The following is a 16,699-nucleotide window of genomic DNA, read 5'->3' on the forward strand; positions in this document are numbered from 1 at the left end:
ATGATTGAAATTTAATCAACAATCACTTGGTATTTCTTTTTCTTCAATATGTCCGAAGCCGTTTGATAATAAGATATGGTTTCGTTTATAAGATCAGTTCTCTTGTTGGTCAAAGGAACTTGATCGTAATAAATTTGAAAGTCTGAAGCTGTTTTTTGATCCGGTTTCAAAGTCAATTGAAACTGTTTTACGGTTTGTTTTGGAGAAAGTATAGTCAAAACATTGTCTTTTATTAATCCCAAATCCTGATAAGTTGCAATCAATGCTCTTGGTTTATAATCGGATTTCAAAACATCCTGTCCGTAAAATTTACTTTGGTAATTAAAATGCAATAATCCAAAAAGCGTCGGCATAACGTCTATTTGAGACATTACATTAGTATACTTTTGAGGCTCAATAAAACCTGGGCTGTATATCATGGCCGGGATTCTGTATTTATCAACAGGAAGTTCAGTTTTTCCAGCACTCGAAGCACAGTGATCGGCAAGTATTACAAACACGGTATTTTTGAACCAAGGTTGTTTGCTTGCCATTGCAAAGAATTTTCTCAAAGCGTAATCAGTATATTTTACACCACCGTCACGAGATTTTGCGTCGCCAGGAATATCAATTTTATCGTTAGGATAAGTAAAAGGACGGTGATTACTCACGGTCATCCAGTGATTAAAAAAGGGTTTACCTGTTTTAGCCTCTTCATTCATCACTTTTATGGCTTTATTGGCCATGTCCTCGTCACAAACGCCCCAAATATTGGCAAAAGTAACTTCTTCGGGTGTAAATGATTTTTTATCGACAATGTCATAACCATTTCCAGAAAAGAAATCTTCCATATTATCAAAAAAGGCATCTCCTCCGTAAAGAAATTTCACATTGTATCCTTTTTGTTTAAAAAGAGCTCCAGTAGAGAATTTGTTTTTGTTGTCCTCCCTTTTTACTACACTTTCTCCGGCAGTAGGAGGAAAGCATAAAGTTACTGCTTCAAGACCACGAACGGTTCTGTTTCCAACAGCGTATAAATTGGTAAACAACAAACTTTTTTGAGCAATACTGTCTAGGAATGGAGTGATATTTTGCTCGTTTCCGTATGCTTTCATAAAATCAGCACTGTAACTTTCAATAGTGATTAAAACTACATTTTTAGTATTTTCAGCCGTGTTGCTTTGTATTTGTCTTATGGTCGATATCCCAGATATAGAAGGTATTTGTTTGTCCAGCAAAGCAAAAGCTTCATTTTCGGGCATTGTTTTATAAAATTTAAAATAATCCAATTCACTGTTCATAAAGGCCAAGTAGAAACGGTACATCCCATTTGACTGTAGTTCATTGGCAAATACATTTTGGGAATTTTCTTTTTTTGCTAAATAAGGAACTGCCAACAAGGAAACACCAAATAAGGCTAGATATATTACAGATAATTTTAATTTATCATTAAAAGTTGGAATGTCATCAATGTAGTTTCTGGTTCTTTTGACAATAAAATAAGTTACTGTACCCGCTATTAGAAATAATGCCGAAAACAAAGGAATTACAGGGTAAGATTCCATGATATTTCCGATTACTTCATTGGTGTAAACCAAATAATTTACGGCTATGAAATTATATTTAACCCCAAATTCATTCCAGAAGAAGTATTCACTAATCCCGTTTTGAAGAATAAGGACAACATATAAAAACATCACAAAAGTGAATAACCAAAATCTGATTTTGCTTCTGTATTTTGGTAAAAAAAGCAATAAACCAAAAAGCAAAGTTTTTATTCCCACGAAAATCAATCCGATTTTTGGCAATGCTCCACCATATTCATTCAGAATAGTTTTTCCCGATGCAACATAAAGCAATAATGCCACCAAGAATCCAAATATAATATAGCCATAAGGCTTATAATATTTTGAATTGGATATAAAAATAAGGTACAGCCATAAAAAACCGGTTGCTATCACAAACACAAAAGTGTCCGAAATCAATCCCATTGAAAAGATTTTGAAACTATCGATAAAAGAAAAAGAGGTTTGTGTAATGGGATGGAAGATCAAAACGATTCTTAAAACAAAGCTTACAAGGATATAGAAAAGAGCAAGGTTATAAAAAGGAGAAAACTTTTTTAAAAAATTCATAAAGTATTATTTTTTTGCAAAAGTACAGAAATGAATCTAAAATGGTATTTATTTAACAATTCTTTGATTCTTAAATTTGGCTTAAGACCCATTTATTCATGCAATTAAACGAAACTATTTGAGTTATTTTTGTAAAATAAATTCCTTTTTGGAAAGTAAAACATTGCGAGATAAATGCAATAGACAAAAGTGAATAATATATAAACTACTGATAAATAAATTTTACACATATGAAATCCATAATCACTTTCTTTTTGTTAATTACAGTAAGCTTTGGTTATTCCCAAAATTGGAATACCAACTTTGAAGATGTAAAAGTAAAAGCCGAAAAAGAAAATAAAAACATTTTGCTGGTTTTCTCTGGTTCAGATTGGTGTGGCCCTTGCATAAAATTGGATAAAGTAGTTTGGCAATCCCCCGAATTTCAAGCCGAATCCGATAAAAATTGGGTTGTTTATAAAGCGGATTTTCCAAAGAAAAAAGCCAATCAACTTTCACCAGAATTAACAGAAAGCAATAATAAATTAGCTGAAAAATACAATAAGAACGGTAGTTTTCCATTGGTCTTGCTTTTGGACAAAAAAGGAAAAATACTTGGAATCACAGGTTTCAAAAATGTCTCTGCACAAGACTATATTAAACTCATTCATTCATTCGAAAAATAATGAAAAAAATACTATCTCTTGTTTTTTTGTTTGCTGCATTCTCATCCTTTGCACAAATAATCCATAAGCGAAAATTATCAATGTTGGGCAGCCCATTTGAGATGACGGTTGTGGCCAAAGATACTACTGAAGCCAATATTTACATCAACATGGCGGTTGGTGAAGTAAGAAGAATTGAAAATGAAATCTCGGATTGGATTCCAACAACTCCCATTTCAGAAGTCAGCAGAAACGCTGGGATAAAACCTGTAAAAGTGCCTGTTGAAGTCTTTGATTTGGTGGAAAGAGCAATTAAAATTTCGGAAATTACATCTGGAGCATTTGATATTTCCTATGCTTCCATGGATAAAATTTGGAAGTTTGATGGTTCTATGAAAGAAATGCCAACACCGGAAGCCATTAAGAAATCGGTAGAAAAAATTGGTTATAAGAATATTATTTTGGACAAAAAGGAGCATACCATTTTCTTGAAAATGGAAGGAATGAAATTAGGTCTTGGAGGTATAGGTCAGGGTTACATTGCCGATAAAATTCATGTTTTGTTGATGTCAAAAGGTTGTAATTCTGGATTGGTAAATGTTTCTGGCGATATTTTTGCCTGGGGTACACAGCCTAATGGGAAACCTTGGACTGTTGGAATAGTGAACCCATTGAACAAAAATAAAATTTTTGCCACTTTCCCGTTGGAAAACAGTGCAGTAGAAACATCGGGAAGTTATGAGAAGTTCGTCATTTTTGACGGGAAAAGATATTCACATATTATAGATCCTAGAACGGGTTATCCGGCTATGGGGGTTGTAAGTGTATCCGTATTTGCCAAACAAACCGAAATTGCAGATGCTCTGGCAACGGGAATTTTTGTTTTGGGGGTTGATGTAGGTTTGGATTTAGTCAATCAGCTCAAAGGAATTGAATGTATTATTGTTGATGATAAAGGTAAAATCTTTGCGTCAAAAGGTATAGATATTAAGAAATACAGTAAATAAAAGTAGCATGAAGAAAGTTGTATTAGTAATAATGGTCATTGTTTTACAGTCCTGTAATTCGGTTAAAGAATACCAAAAAGTGAACATCAATGATCCTGAGATGAAATTGGGAGCAAAGACAACAGAACGGTATGAGACTACTTTTCAGGTGTATAGAGAGGCTGCGGCTGGAGCTAATGGAGGTAAATCGGGTGGAGGTTGCGGTTGTAATTAATTCTTTAGTTGCTAAGAAACTAAGATGCTAAGTATCTCAGATTTAAGCATGAAATTAAAAAGATAAAATAAAAAGCATAAATATTAACATTAACATAGAATCTCAGCGACTAAGAATCTTAGAAGCTTTTTATCTAATAAAGTACCCAAAATGAAAATTATAAAAGTATTATTTCTTTTTCTCTTCTTAATAGCTTCTATTTCTTACGGGCAAGAGAAAGATTCAACCGTTGTATTTAAAAAGAGAGTTTTAGAAAGTACCGAAGTTGATTTTTTGGCCAGTTATTATGATCAAGATGGGATCCATTCTGCAGTTTCAGGAGGAATAGGTTCTGAAAAGTTGAATGATTTTGCTACCAATATTACCGTTGCTATGCCATTGAATGATGATGATGTATTAACTGTAGATTTAGGTTTGTCAGCATATTCATCGGCCTCATCCAGTAATATCAATCCATTTAATTCCACTTCTACTGGTGCCTCTGGATCATCTGGTGGTGATGATGATAATGGAACTAATTTTAGCAATCCAACTCCTTGGTTAGCCTCATCTGGAGCTTCAAAAAGTGACCAGTTATTATCTGCAGTAGCCACTTATACACATAACAGTGACGATCGAAATTTTATTTGGAATGGAGATGTTTCCTTTTCTAATGAATTCGATTATACATCAGTTGGTTTTGGCGGTGGAGTTACCAAGCTTTTTAATGATAAAAACACAGAAGTAAGTTTGAAAGGTAATGTTTATCTCGATCAGTGGAGACCAATTTATCCAACAGAGCTTCATGAATATTCCCTTTACGGATCAAATTTTCAAAACCAAGGATATCTCAATGGTGTAACTATTTTGGATCAAAATGGTCAGCCTTCAAAAGATTATTTACCTTCCAAGTTTGAAACCATTAGTTCTGTTAACAGGAATTCTTATTCGGCTTCATTCGCTTTTTCTCAAGTGCTGACAAAAAACTTCCAGTTTTCGGTGTTTTTTGATGTATTGCAGCAACAAGGTTTATTGTCAACCCCATACCACAGAACCTATTTTGCTGATAAATCGCATTATTACATTGGTCAGCCACAATATATAAACGAGTATACGAGTCCAGGTAATGTCGGTGTTTACGAGCTGGCAGACGATATTGAAAGGCTTCCCGATAATCGTTTTAAGTTGCCTATTGGTGCCCGTTTCAATTATTATATTAATGAACATTTTATTGTTAGAACATATTATAGGTATTATACTGATGATTGGGATCTAAAAGCTCATACCTTTAACATAGAAATACCAGTAAAAATTTCGGATAAATTCACTGCTTACCCTATGTATCGTTATTATACACAAACCCAGGCCAAGTATTTTGCTCCTTATCAGACGCATTTGTCAACAGAGCAATTTTATACTTCTGATTTTGATTTGTCAACGTTTTCGGCTAATCAATATGGTTTTGGAGTTTCATATACTGATCTTTTTACAAAAGCCCAGATATTTTCTTTTGGATTAAAAAATATAGATTTCAGGTTCAATCATTATGTGAGAAGTGATGGTTTAACTGCAAATATTGGTACTATTGGATTTAAATTTGTGTTTCAATAAAATATGAAAATTTTAATTGTAGAAGATGAAATTGGAATTGCTAATTTTCTAAAACAAGGTTTGGAAGAGGAAGGCTATGAAGTAGTAGTAGCGAATGATGGAAAATCAGGACTCGAAAGTGCTATTAACCAAAAAGTGGATATTATTTTGCTGGATTGGATTTTACCTCAAATGTTAGGAATTGACGTATGTAAAGAAATCCGAAAAGAAGATTCGAAAACACCTATTTTGTTTTTAACCGCCAAAGATACCATTCAGGAAACAATTGAAGGTCTGAAAGCTGGAGCCAATGATTATATCAAAAAACCATTTAGTTTTGATGAATTGGTAGAACGTATCAAAATTCATTTTAGAAATGAAAACCAAAATGAAGTGCTTACGCTTGGAAAAATTAAAATTACCCCGTCCAAACATCAAGTGACAGCAAATGACATAGAAGTTTCGCTTACACAAAGAGAGTACGAGTTACTTAATTACTTGATAAAAAATAAAGGTAAAGTGTGTACAAGAAATGAAATTATTAATGATGTTTGGGATATACATTTTGAGTACGATACAGGAGTAATCGATGTTTTTATGAATGCTATCCGAAAAAAACTCAATTTAAGTAAAGAAGAAGATCTTATAAAAACCATTCGAGGTGTCGGGTATATAGCAAACGATATAAATTAAATTAATGTATTTATTATCCTATAAAAACAGAATTGCTTTTAATTATATTCTCAGTACAGCACTATTGATATCGGTAGTGTTTTGTACTATATATGGAATCACTTTATACAGTATCAACAAACATATTAATGATGATATTTTAGAAGAATCCAGTGAATATTTGGAACAGATTGAAATGGATGATAATAACGCCTATCTGATTCAGGTTGATCAATGGAGAGAAAGCGACAATAATAGAGTGAATGTAAATCCTGTTTTTGTTCAGTTTTTAGATAATAAAAACAAATTAATTGATAAGTCTCCCAATCTTAAAGGATTACAGCTTAAGTTGCACAAACACACTAAAGACAATCAATTTGTGGATTCCTATTTGAATAAAAAACCAATCAGGCAAATCCAAATTCCGCTTTTTGATAAACATAAAAAAGTGGGATATCTTTTTGTAGCGATGTCCTTGGATGAAGCTACATTAATCTTGACCAATCTTAGGAATACACTTTTTATAGCTTTCCCATTAATTTTAGTACTCTTGTTTTTTATAGCCAGACTCATTGCTGGGCGCAGTATAAAACCAGTAACGCTAATTACCGAAACCTCAAGCAGAATAACAAAAGACAATCTGAAAGACAGAATAATTTTGCCTCAAAATAAGGATGAATTATTTGTGCTTTCGAAAACAATTAATGATTTATTGGATCGAATAGAAAATGCAGTCGAAAGAGAAAAGCAATTCACGTCCGATGCTTCCCACGAGTTGAGAACTCCTTTGACGGTTTTAAAAGGGACTCTGGAAGTTTTGGTACGCAAACCAAGAAGTCAAGCTGAATATGAAGAGAAAATTAATTTCAGTATTTCGGAGGTAAATCGATTGAATAATTTGGTCGATCAATTGCTTTTATTGGCTCGATTCGAAAATCAGAAACAAAGTTTACGAATAGAAAAGATTTATTTGAATGCTATAATTCTTGACGTTCTTTCTTTGTATTCAAATAAAATAAATGATAAAAAGCTTCAGGTTTCGTATGATTTTTCAAAAGATTATTTTGTTAAATCCGATAACTATTTGGTCTCGACAATTATCAGTAATTTAATTTCGAATGCCATAAAATATTCCTATGATAATGGCAAAATTTCGATAAATATTTCCAAAAGCGGTTCGAAAACCATTTGTTCTATCTCGGATAGTGGAATGGGAATCCCTGCAACAGATTTGGATAAAATTGTGAATCCGTTTTTTAGATCAAATCCAACATTTCATCCTGAAATTAAAGGATCCGGTTTAGGACTTTCTATTGTTGAACGAATAACACAATTATTAGATGTTGAATTCAAAATTGAAAGTGAGCTAAATAAAGGAACTACAGTAATTTTGATTTTTAACTGAAGTTATTAAGCATTTTTTGGTTGCTATTAGTTCATTCTTAAGGTTATAAGTCCAAACAAAACATTTTATTTAAATCACTTCTATTTAAGGTGTTGCTAAGCTTGTTTTAATTTGTTCTTAAGTTTTTCCTTATTTTTAAGGTGTAATTTTATACTCAATAAATAATAAGGTTAAAATGTTAGAAAAAATTATCGCTTTCAGTTTAAAAAATAAAGCAGTTGTTTTACTTTTTACGGCTTCGGTATTGGGATTTGGATTGTTTTCGGTTTTCCAAATTTCTATTGGAGCTGTACCTGATGTAACCAATAATCAGGTACAGGTGATTACAACTTCACGAAACCTTTCCACGCAAGATATCGAACAGTTTATTACGTATCCTGTCGAAATTGAAATGGCAAACTTACCTGGTGTTGAAGAAATTCGGTCGATATCAAAATTTGGATTATCAGTTGTGACTATTGTCTTTAACGATAATATTGGTACTTACCTGCCAAGACAATTGATTGCAGAAAAGTTGAAATCTGCTTCCGAAAAAATTCCACAAGGTTTTGGAGTTCCAGAGATGGGGCCAATTACAACAGGATTGGGTGAAATTTATCAATATACATTGGAGGTAAAACCAGAATACAAAAAACAATATTCGGTTACCGATTTACGTACACTTCAGGATTGGGTCGTGAAACGACAATTATCAGGAATAAAAGGAGTTGTTGAAATTAATACTTGGGGAGGTTTTTTAAAACAGTATGAAATTGCCATTGTTCCATCTCGTTTGAAAGCGATGAATGTGGCTATGAGAGATGTTTTTACTGCTTTGGAAAAAAACAATAGTATTGCAGGTGGTGCCTATATCGAAAAAGTAAATCAAAGTTATTTTATTCGTGGTGAAGGAAAGGTTAATTCAATAGAAGATATCGAAAATATTGTGGTAAGTAATACTAACGGTATTCCTATTTACATCAAAAATGTAGCTCAAGTTCGCTTTAGTCACGCCAATCGTTTTGGAGCCATTACCGGTAATGGAGAGGGAGAAAAAGTTCTCGGTCAGGTAATGATGTTAAAAGATGCCAATTCGAAACAAGTGATTAGTGCTGTAAAAGAAAGAGTGGCCCAAATTCAAAAAACATTGCCAAAAGGCGTTTATATCAATGGTTTCTTGGAACGCAGCGAATTGGTAGGGAAAACCACTTTCACTGTTGCCGAAAATTTAATTTTGGGTTGTCTTATTGTAATTTTTGTTGTGGTTCTTTTGTTGGGTAATTGGCGTTCGGGCTTGGTGGTTGCTTCGGTAATACCATTGTGTTTGCTGTTTGCGATTTCATTTATGAATGTTTTTGGTATTGATGCCAACTTGATGAGTTTGGGAGCTATAGATTTTGGGATAATCATTGATGGAGCTGTAATAATAGTGGAATTTATTGCTTTTCAAATAGCCAGTAAATCGGCAAATTTGGCTACTTTGACTAAAGAAGACAGACAATTGGAAATTGATCAAATTACTTATAAAAGCGCTTCCAAAATGATGAATTCTGCTATTTTCGGACAACTTATCATTTTAATCGTATTCATTCCTATTCTTTCTTTGACAGGAATTGAAGGAAAAATGTTTAAACCGATGGCTATGACTTTCAGTTTTGCATTATTGGGAGCTATGATTTTTTGTTTTACCTATGTTCCAGTGGTATCTTCTTTGTTTTTGAAACCCACAAAAGAAAATCCAAATTCAATATCCTCCAGGCTGATTCAAAAATTAAATTCTTGGTATGTTCCAGTAATTACTTGGGCCTTGCAGAATACCAAAAAAGTGCTTTACAGTTCAGTAGCCCTTTTGGTTTTTGCCATCGCATTGTTTTCTACTATGGGAGGTGAGTTTATTCCAACGCTTGATGAGGGAGATTTTGTGATTCAGCCCGTATTGAAAACAGGTACGTCTTTGACTAAAACAATCGCCACGACTACAAAAATTGAAAAAATTATTTTGAAAAATTTTCCCGAAGTACTTCAGGTTGTGAGTAGAATTGGGGCCGCGGAAGTTCCGACAGACCCGATGTCTATGGAGGAAAGCGATGTTATTGTGAAATTGAAACCTAAAGAAGAATGGGTTTCAGCTTCGAGTAAAGATGAATTGGCAGATAAGATAAAAGCGGCTATTACAGCCCAGATTCCAAATATGGAAGTTGAGTTTACACAACCAATCGAAATGAGATTCAACGAATTGGTATCCGGTACACGTTCGGATGTAGCCATTAAAGTTTTTGGTGAAGACTTGAATATTTTAGCAGAAAAAGCCCATGAAATAGAAAGAGCAATCAAAAACGTTGAAGGAGCTTCGGACGTTATTATCGAAAAAACAGCTGGATTGCCACAAATGTATGTGCAATATGATCGATCGAAAATTGCAAGATATGGACTCAATATTTCAGATCTGAATGATATGATTGCATTGAGTTTTGCAGGGAAAACTGTTGGAAATGTTTTTGAAGGAGAAAAACGTTTTGACATGGTGGTTCGTTTGGATGAGGCCAATCGTCATGATATTGAGGATTTGAGAAATTTGTATGTTTCGGTGCCTAATGGACAACAAATTCCGTTGAGTGAATTGGCCAAAATTGAATATACTGAAGGTCCTGCCAAAATTTCAAGAGATAATACTAACAGAAGGATTGTTGTAGGAGTAAACGTTAGAAATCGAGATTTGCAAAGCGTAGTGACAGATATTCAAAAAATTGTAGATACCAAGATAAAATTACCTTCAGGCTATTACGTAAAGTATGGAGGACAATTTGAAAACTTAAATAGTGCCAAAGCCCGTTTGACTATTGCCGTTCCTATTGCTTTGGTATTGATATTTATACTGTTGCATTTTGCTTTTGGTTCGATTAAAGAAGCCATGATGGTCTATTCGGCGATACCGCTTTCGGCTGTTGGGGGAATATTGTTTTTGTGGATTCGCGATTTGCCTTTCAGTATTTCGGCAGGAGTTGGGTTCATTGCCCTCTTCGGAATCGCAGTGCTGAACGGGATCGTGCTTATCGAGCATTTTAAAGAACTCAAACATAAAGGAATGACAGATTTAGATGAATTGATTTTAAAAGGAACGACAGACAGATTGCGTCCAGTTTTATTAACAGCAGCAGCGGCGGCTTTAGGTTTCTTACCAATGGCTATTTCTTCTTCTGCAGGAGCCGAAGTTCAGAAACCACTAGCAACGGTTGTTATTGGTGGGCTTTTCACGGCAACAATATTAACAATGATCGTTTTGCCAATTTTGTATAAGGTCATGGATGAAAAAGAAAGTAAAAAACCAAAATTCAAATTGCACAATAAATCGAGTCTAATTATATTAATGTTGTTGAGTACTTCATTGGCGTTTTCTCAAAACACTAACCCGGAATTAGACACTTTGGTATCAAAAGCCATGGCAAACAACAAAGGGATAAAAGCGGCTCAACTTCAAGTTCAACGAATGGATGAGAATACAAAAACGGCTTATTCTTTTGATAAAACCAATGTGTATTATAGTTACGACCAGAATAATTTGGCCTTGAATAATGTACCGTTAAAAGTATTTGGAGTACAGCAAAAGTTTGAATTCCCAACTGTTTATGGCGCTCAAAAAAAGGTTTACAATTCAGAATACGAAAAAGAAAAAGCTAATTATGATATTCAAAAAATGAAGCTTTCCTTAGAGGTTTCAAAAGTTTATCAGCATATTGTTTTTTTGCAAAATCAAGAAAAATTGTATGTGTATTTGGATAGTTTGTACCAAAATTTTTCTAATGCAAGCGGAAGAAAGTTTGAATTGGGAGAAACCAATTATTTGGAGAAAATTACGGCTGAATCAAAATTCAGACACATCAGATCAAAACTTTCCCAAATTGAAAGCGACAAAAGAGCGCATTATGAAATATTATATTCTTTGATTCAGGCGGATGAAAAAGTTATCATAAAAAACAATCAAATTAAGCCACTTGAAAAATCAACAAGCGAGACTGCCAAATCATTTTACAATGCTTATTTGAATAATGTAACCGGTGTTTATGAGAATCAGGTGAAATTAAGAAAGCAAAATTGGTTGCCGGATATTAATGTTGATTATTTTCAGGGGAAAAATAGTGGTTTGACTCAGTCTTTATATGGATTTCAAGTTGGTCTGGCTATTCCTGTTTTATTCTCGGGAACTGTATCTAAGACAAAGGTGGCGGAGCTTGAATTGCAAAGTTGGCAACAAAAGAAACAAAACGAAGAACTAAAAATTGATACTTATATAGCGCAAAAAAATGAAGAACTTACAAAATACCAAGAAGCCATTAATTACTATAACCAATACGGAAAAAAATTATCTGAGGAGATTCTTAAAGTAGCCAACAAGAGTTATAAGCAGGGTGAAATTGACTTTTTTCAATATATTCAAAGCTTAGAAAATGCAACTACCATTCAGATTGAACATCTTGATACCGTTTTGCAATTCAATAGTACCCAATTGGATTTACAATATCTTAATTTTTAAATTTTACATACATGAAACGAATCATATACACCCTTTTAATTACGTCATTATTGTTTTCTTGTAAGGATGCAAAAAAAGTTCAAGATACACCTAAGGATGATGGATTAATTACGGTAACTAAACAACAATTTGAATCTTCGGGGATGCAAATCGCTTCACCAACTCAGCAGGATTTCAATGTAGTTGTCAAATGTTCCGGAAAAATAGATGTTCCTCCACAAAATAGAGCCCAGATAACCACTTTTATTGGAGGATATGTTAAGTCAACTCATCTTTTGGTAGGTGATAAAGTAACCAAGGGAGAAGCTTTGTTGACTTTACAGAATACAGAATTTTTGGATATTCAAAAAGAATATCTGGAAGTCGCAGAACAAATAAATTATTTGAAATCGGAATACGAGCGTCAAAAAACATTGTATGACGAGAAAATTTCTTCACAAAAAAACTATTTGAAAGCAGAGAGTGATTATCGTAAAACAAAAGCAATGTATCAAAGTTTGCGCGAAAAATTATTAATGCTCAACATTAATCCTGCTCAAGTCGAAAAAGGAAAATTAACTTCTGTGATTACCATTTATTCACCAATTTCAGGAGATATTGTCATTATGAATGCTAATGTGGGTATGCCAATTGCACCTTCTGATGTAATATTGGAAATTGTGGACACCCAACATTTACATTTGGAATTGGCTGTTTTTGAAAAAGATATTTTAAAAATTAAAGAGGGTCAAAAAATAGAGTTTACCGTGCCTGAAGCAACAAAAGAGGTGTTTAACGCAGAAGTCCATTTGGTGGGAAAATCAATTGAAGGCAATGATAGAACTATAAATGTTCATGGACATTTGGAAGATAATATAAAACAGAAATTATTGACAGGCATGTTTGTGGAGGCAGGAATATCGGTGGACACAAAAAAAGGTTTAGCAATCCCTATTGAAGCTTTAATAACAGAAAGTAATAAAAATTTCGTACTTTTATTAGATAGCTCCAAAAAAGAGTATTCATTTAAAAAAGTCAAAGTTTCAATTGGTGAAAAAACCGAAAAATATGTTGAGATACTCCCAGATAGTGAATTTAATGCTTCTTCAAAAATTTTGATCAAAGGTGTGTTTGATATTGCAAACTAAATAAAACCAATTATGGATTTAAAGAAACTCAAAGAGCAATTGCAGATAGAAGTCGATACTGCATTTTTATATGAAAGTATTGCTGCAATTCAAGAAGATGAGAATTTAACCAAAGTGTTACAAAGCTTATCTTCAATTGAAAAGGGACATGCTAAGCACATGTTGGATAAAATTTTGACTTTTGACTCAAAATGCAAAATGCCATTTCCTTCTTCAAAAGCAAAGTTTCAATTGAAATTGGGTAAACTGTTTGGTTACAGTTCGATTATTAGTAGTTTGTCCAATGTGGAAAAGCAATTTGCAATCAATACATTAAAAAATAAAATTGAAAAAGGGGAGAAACTGACAGGCTTTGAACACAATCATCTTAATATTATTGAAGCCATAAATAACAATTCGGCATTGAACGTTTCTGGAGGTTTGTTGTCCAAATTTGAAAGCAGACATAAATCAGTGGGTGGAAATGCATTGAGAGCAGCAGTTTTGGGTTCCAATGATGGACTGGTTTCCAATATGAGCTTAGTGATGGGAGTTGCGGGTGCAGCAGTTTCTAATGGCACTATTTTACTAACGGGTATCGCGGGTTTATTAGCTGGCGCAATTTCAATGGCATTGGGGGAATGGTTGTCTGTTCAAAGTTCAAGAGAATTGAATCTACGACAGATAGAACTGGAGACAGAGGAACTCGAAGCTTCTCCCGAAGAGGAGAAAAAAGAACTTGTTTTATTGTATCAAGCTAAAGGAATGGATGCAGGTGAAGCTCAAAAACTTGCAGATAAAGCATTCGAAAATCCTCAAACCGCCATTGATGCAATTATTACCGAAGAATTGGGAATTGACAAAGAAGAATTAGGGGGCTCAGCTTGGGAAGCGGCAATTGCTTCCTTTATTTTGTTTTCTATAGGGGCAATTATTCCACTTTATCCTTTTATGATCTTGGATGGGAAAAATGCCATTTTACTGAGTATTGCAAGCAGTGTAGTTGGTCTTTTTGGGATTGGGGCGGCTATTACATTGTTGACAGGAAAAAGTATTTTGTTTTCAGGTTTTAGACAAGTGGCATTTGGATTGGCTGCCGCCGCAATCACTTATGGAATAGGTTCTCTAATTGGAGTTTCTTTGGCGGCATAAAAGAAGGTTTGAATAATATAATGCACAATGTAGATAGCTACTACAATTTAACTAATGAAATTTATTAAAAACTTTAATTATTAATATTATGAACGATGCACATTTACACATGGTAGTAAACCATTTTCCAATTATTGGAACCATTTTTGGATTTGGTATTTTAATTGTTGGACTGGTTTTGAAGAATAAAACATTGATAAATACTTCCTATGTATTGTTCATTGTCGCCGCTATTTTCGGAGCTTTTAGTATGGGAACCGGGGAGGGAGCAGAGGAATTGGTTGAAGATATGCCGAATATAGGAAAACAGATTATTCACGAGCACGAAGAATTGGCTGAAAAATTAGCCATATTGCTTTATGTTTTGGCTGGATTGTCGCTTGTAGGTTTATATTTGAACTATAAAAATAATGCAAAATCAAAGCTACTTTCCTTTTTGATACTGGGTGTGGCAACTGCCGGACTGTTTTTGGTGCAAAAAGTTGGAACTTCCGGTGGTGAAATTCGCCATACAGAAATTCGTGCAAACGCCAACACATTGGTTAACGGCTCTGTAAAACAATCAGAAGAACACGACGATTAGGTTTCTGATTTAAAGGTTATAACAGAAAGCGATTCAAAATGAATCGCTTTTCTGTTTAAGAATGTATTGAAAGTTAACGATTAATCAACTTCGCTTTTTCTTTTATGATATCACTTATTTTTCGATTTTCGATTTTACTTTCCAGCCAAGAAATAATGTCAAGATAGAGGAAAGCTCTTTTTTCATAAGTGTTTTTTTCCAATTCAATAAAACGTTCTCTCATTTTTATGAACTCTTTTTTGATATCACTCGGATACAAATTGCTTAAATTCTTTAGAAAACGAATAATCTCTTTTTGTACTTCATGCAAATCATTCATTTTGAGTAAAAACTTGTAGGTGTTTTTAAGTTGATTCTCCAAATAATAATCTCTACCTAGCTCATAATGTGCAATCAAGCATAAAATCCTTGCAAAACACATCAAATCTTCCCTCATCGTGAGGTTTTTATTGTTGATGATTTTCTCAAGATAGACGATACACTCTTGGTACTTTTCATTTCCGAAATAAATACAGGCAATCTTGTAATAGAACATCATTTCGTGGTGCTCATCCAAGTGTTCGCTGTGAACTTTCATTTTATTTAAAATAACAGGAACCAAATATTCGCTTTCATCAAAAGTGCCTTCGAGAATATGATAATTTAATTTGTTGTTATACAAATAAAGAAAGGACAGTGAAGCGATGTTATCGTTTACGGGAAAACGAGGGTCATTGATTGTTTCTTCCAGTAATTCTAAATATTTTTTGAAATTTGATTTGTATTTGAGCATGAATAATGACTCTAATAAATAATGATTTCCTTTCAAGAAGAAAACAGGATTTAGGAAAATCATATTTCTATTGTCATAAAATAAAGTCACCCATTTGTAGGCATATTTATAACAAGAAAGAAAATCTTGTACCAAGAAGCTTCTCCATAAATTGGCATTATAAAACCAATATTTTTCTCTAAACTCAAATTTAGATTGATCTAAGTGAGAAATGTGTTTATTGAAATAGTCATCAATGTATTTGTATTCCTCATCGCTTTTGACAAACCCGGTTTTTAGCATAATACCATACAATTGAAGAGATAAATTAGATAATTTACTCGAAATAGTGTTGCGATAATTCAATTCTTTGGCCTGAATAACTAGTTCATCAGCTCGGCCTTGAATACTTCGCGTGATGTATTGTGATTCGATTAGTTTTTCAAACTCAACAATTTCAAAAGCCATGTATTTTTCATCATTTTCAATGGCTTGTTGTTTGGTTTTGTCCAATATTTTTAAACTTTGCTTGTAAAGTCCTTTGTTGTAAAGGATTGCTGCAAAATCAATTTGTTCTCTTAGCTGGTAACGAATGTTCTGACTTGGGATATTCAAGCGAATGCTCACTAAAATTTGTTTGTATAAATACGATTTTAGGTTTGATAACTGTACTTTTTTGATCAAACCATTCTTCAAGATCAGTTTCTCATCATACACTTCTGATTTATCCAAAATATTAAATAATTCGATAAACTTAGTATTAGAACTTGTTTCAAGCCGACTTGCAAATATCTTAAATTGTCTTTTTTCAGATTTGGAAAGGGATTTTATTAATACAAATAAAAAATCTTTTTGATGGTTAGCCATTGTATTATAAAAGTATTTAACTTATTGATTAGTAGGTTATTACGATGTTATTTTTTGCTTTATAAGTAGTATATTTATTCAAAAACAGGTTTAGTTCTATGTAAA

Annotated in this window: 12 protein-coding genes; 10 read left to right on the forward strand and 2 right to left on the reverse strand. The window is 33.3% G+C overall.

Annotated elements, in window-relative coordinates; translation table 11 throughout:
- Positions 1–11: 11 nt before the first annotated feature.
- The gene (locus tag C8C85_RS16885) at positions 12–2,114 is read right to left on the reverse strand and encodes an LTA synthase family protein (protein WP_116798060.1); all 2,103 of its coding nucleotides are present in this window, start codon (positions 2,112–2,114) and stop codon (positions 12–14) included.
- Between the two features lie 230 nt (positions 2,115–2,344).
- Here C8C85_RS16885 and C8C85_RS16890 point away from each other — a divergent pair, with 230 nt between their 5' ends.
- From C8C85_RS16890 to C8C85_RS16935, 10 genes are all read left to right on the forward strand, one after another.
- Positions 2,345–2,779 (forward strand): thioredoxin family protein, encoded by a 435-nt coding sequence (locus tag C8C85_RS16890; protein WP_116798061.1) that lies wholly within the window; start codon positions 2,345–2,347, stop codon positions 2,777–2,779.
- A complete protein-coding gene (locus tag C8C85_RS16895; protein WP_116798062.1) occupies positions 2,779–3,765 on the forward strand; it encodes an FAD:protein FMN transferase in 987 nt (328 codons plus the stop codon). Before C8C85_RS16890 ends, C8C85_RS16895 begins: the two co-directional genes overlap by 1 nt.
- Positions 3,766–3,772: 7 nt before the next feature.
- A complete protein-coding gene (locus tag C8C85_RS16900; RefSeq protein WP_116798063.1) occupies positions 3,773–3,979 on the forward strand; it encodes a DUF4266 domain-containing protein in 207 nt (68 codons plus the stop codon).
- A gap of 150 nt (positions 3,980–4,129) precedes the next feature.
- Positions 4,130–5,569 carry a DUF3570 domain-containing protein gene (locus tag C8C85_RS16905; protein ID WP_116798064.1) on the forward strand — a complete coding sequence of 480 codons (1,440 nt, stop codon included), beginning with the start codon at positions 4,130–4,132 and terminating at the stop codon, positions 5,567–5,569.
- 3 nt (positions 5,570–5,572) lie between these two features.
- Positions 5,573–6,241, forward strand: a complete 669-nt coding sequence (locus tag C8C85_RS16910) for a response regulator transcription factor (protein WP_116798065.1) — start codon at positions 5,573–5,575, stop codon at positions 6,239–6,241.
- 4 nt (positions 6,242–6,245) lie between these two features.
- Positions 6,246–7,625 carry a sensor histidine kinase gene (locus tag C8C85_RS16915; RefSeq protein ID WP_116798066.1) on the forward strand — a complete coding sequence of 460 codons (1,380 nt, stop codon included), beginning with the start codon at positions 6,246–6,248 and terminating at the stop codon, positions 7,623–7,625.
- 175 nt (positions 7,626–7,800) lie between these two features.
- A complete protein-coding gene (locus C8C85_RS16920; protein ID WP_116798067.1) occupies positions 7,801–12,135 on the forward strand; it encodes a CusA/CzcA family heavy metal efflux RND transporter in 4,335 nt (1,444 codons plus the stop codon).
- Between the two features lie 11 nt (positions 12,136–12,146).
- The gene (locus C8C85_RS16925; protein WP_116798068.1) at positions 12,147–13,262 is read left to right on the forward strand and encodes an efflux RND transporter periplasmic adaptor subunit; all 1,116 of its coding nucleotides are present in this window, start codon (positions 12,147–12,149) and stop codon (positions 13,260–13,262) included.
- 12 nt (positions 13,263–13,274) lie between these two features.
- Positions 13,275–14,393 carry a VIT1/CCC1 transporter family protein gene (locus C8C85_RS16930; protein ID WP_116798069.1) on the forward strand — a complete coding sequence of 373 codons (1,119 nt, stop codon included), beginning with the start codon at positions 13,275–13,277 and terminating at the stop codon, positions 14,391–14,393.
- An 88-nt stretch (positions 14,394–14,481) separates the two neighbouring features.
- On the forward strand, positions 14,482–14,976 hold the full coding sequence (locus C8C85_RS16935; RefSeq protein WP_116798070.1) for a DUF2231 domain-containing protein: 495 nt from the start codon (positions 14,482–14,484) through the stop codon (positions 14,974–14,976).
- Positions 14,977–15,049: 73 nt separating this feature from the next.
- Here C8C85_RS16935 and C8C85_RS16940 read toward each other — a convergent pair whose 3' ends face one another.
- Positions 15,050–16,594: a hypothetical protein gene (locus C8C85_RS16940; RefSeq protein ID WP_116798071.1), complete on the reverse strand. Its 1,545-nt coding sequence runs from the start codon at positions 16,592–16,594 to the stop codon at positions 15,050–15,052.
- Positions 16,595–16,699 lie beyond the last annotated feature (105 nt).

Origin of the sequence: Flavobacterium sp. 103 (assembly GCF_003096795.1) — a bacterium.
In the GTDB taxonomy this organism is placed as follows: domain Bacteria; phylum Bacteroidota; class Bacteroidia; order Flavobacteriales; family Flavobacteriaceae; genus Flavobacterium.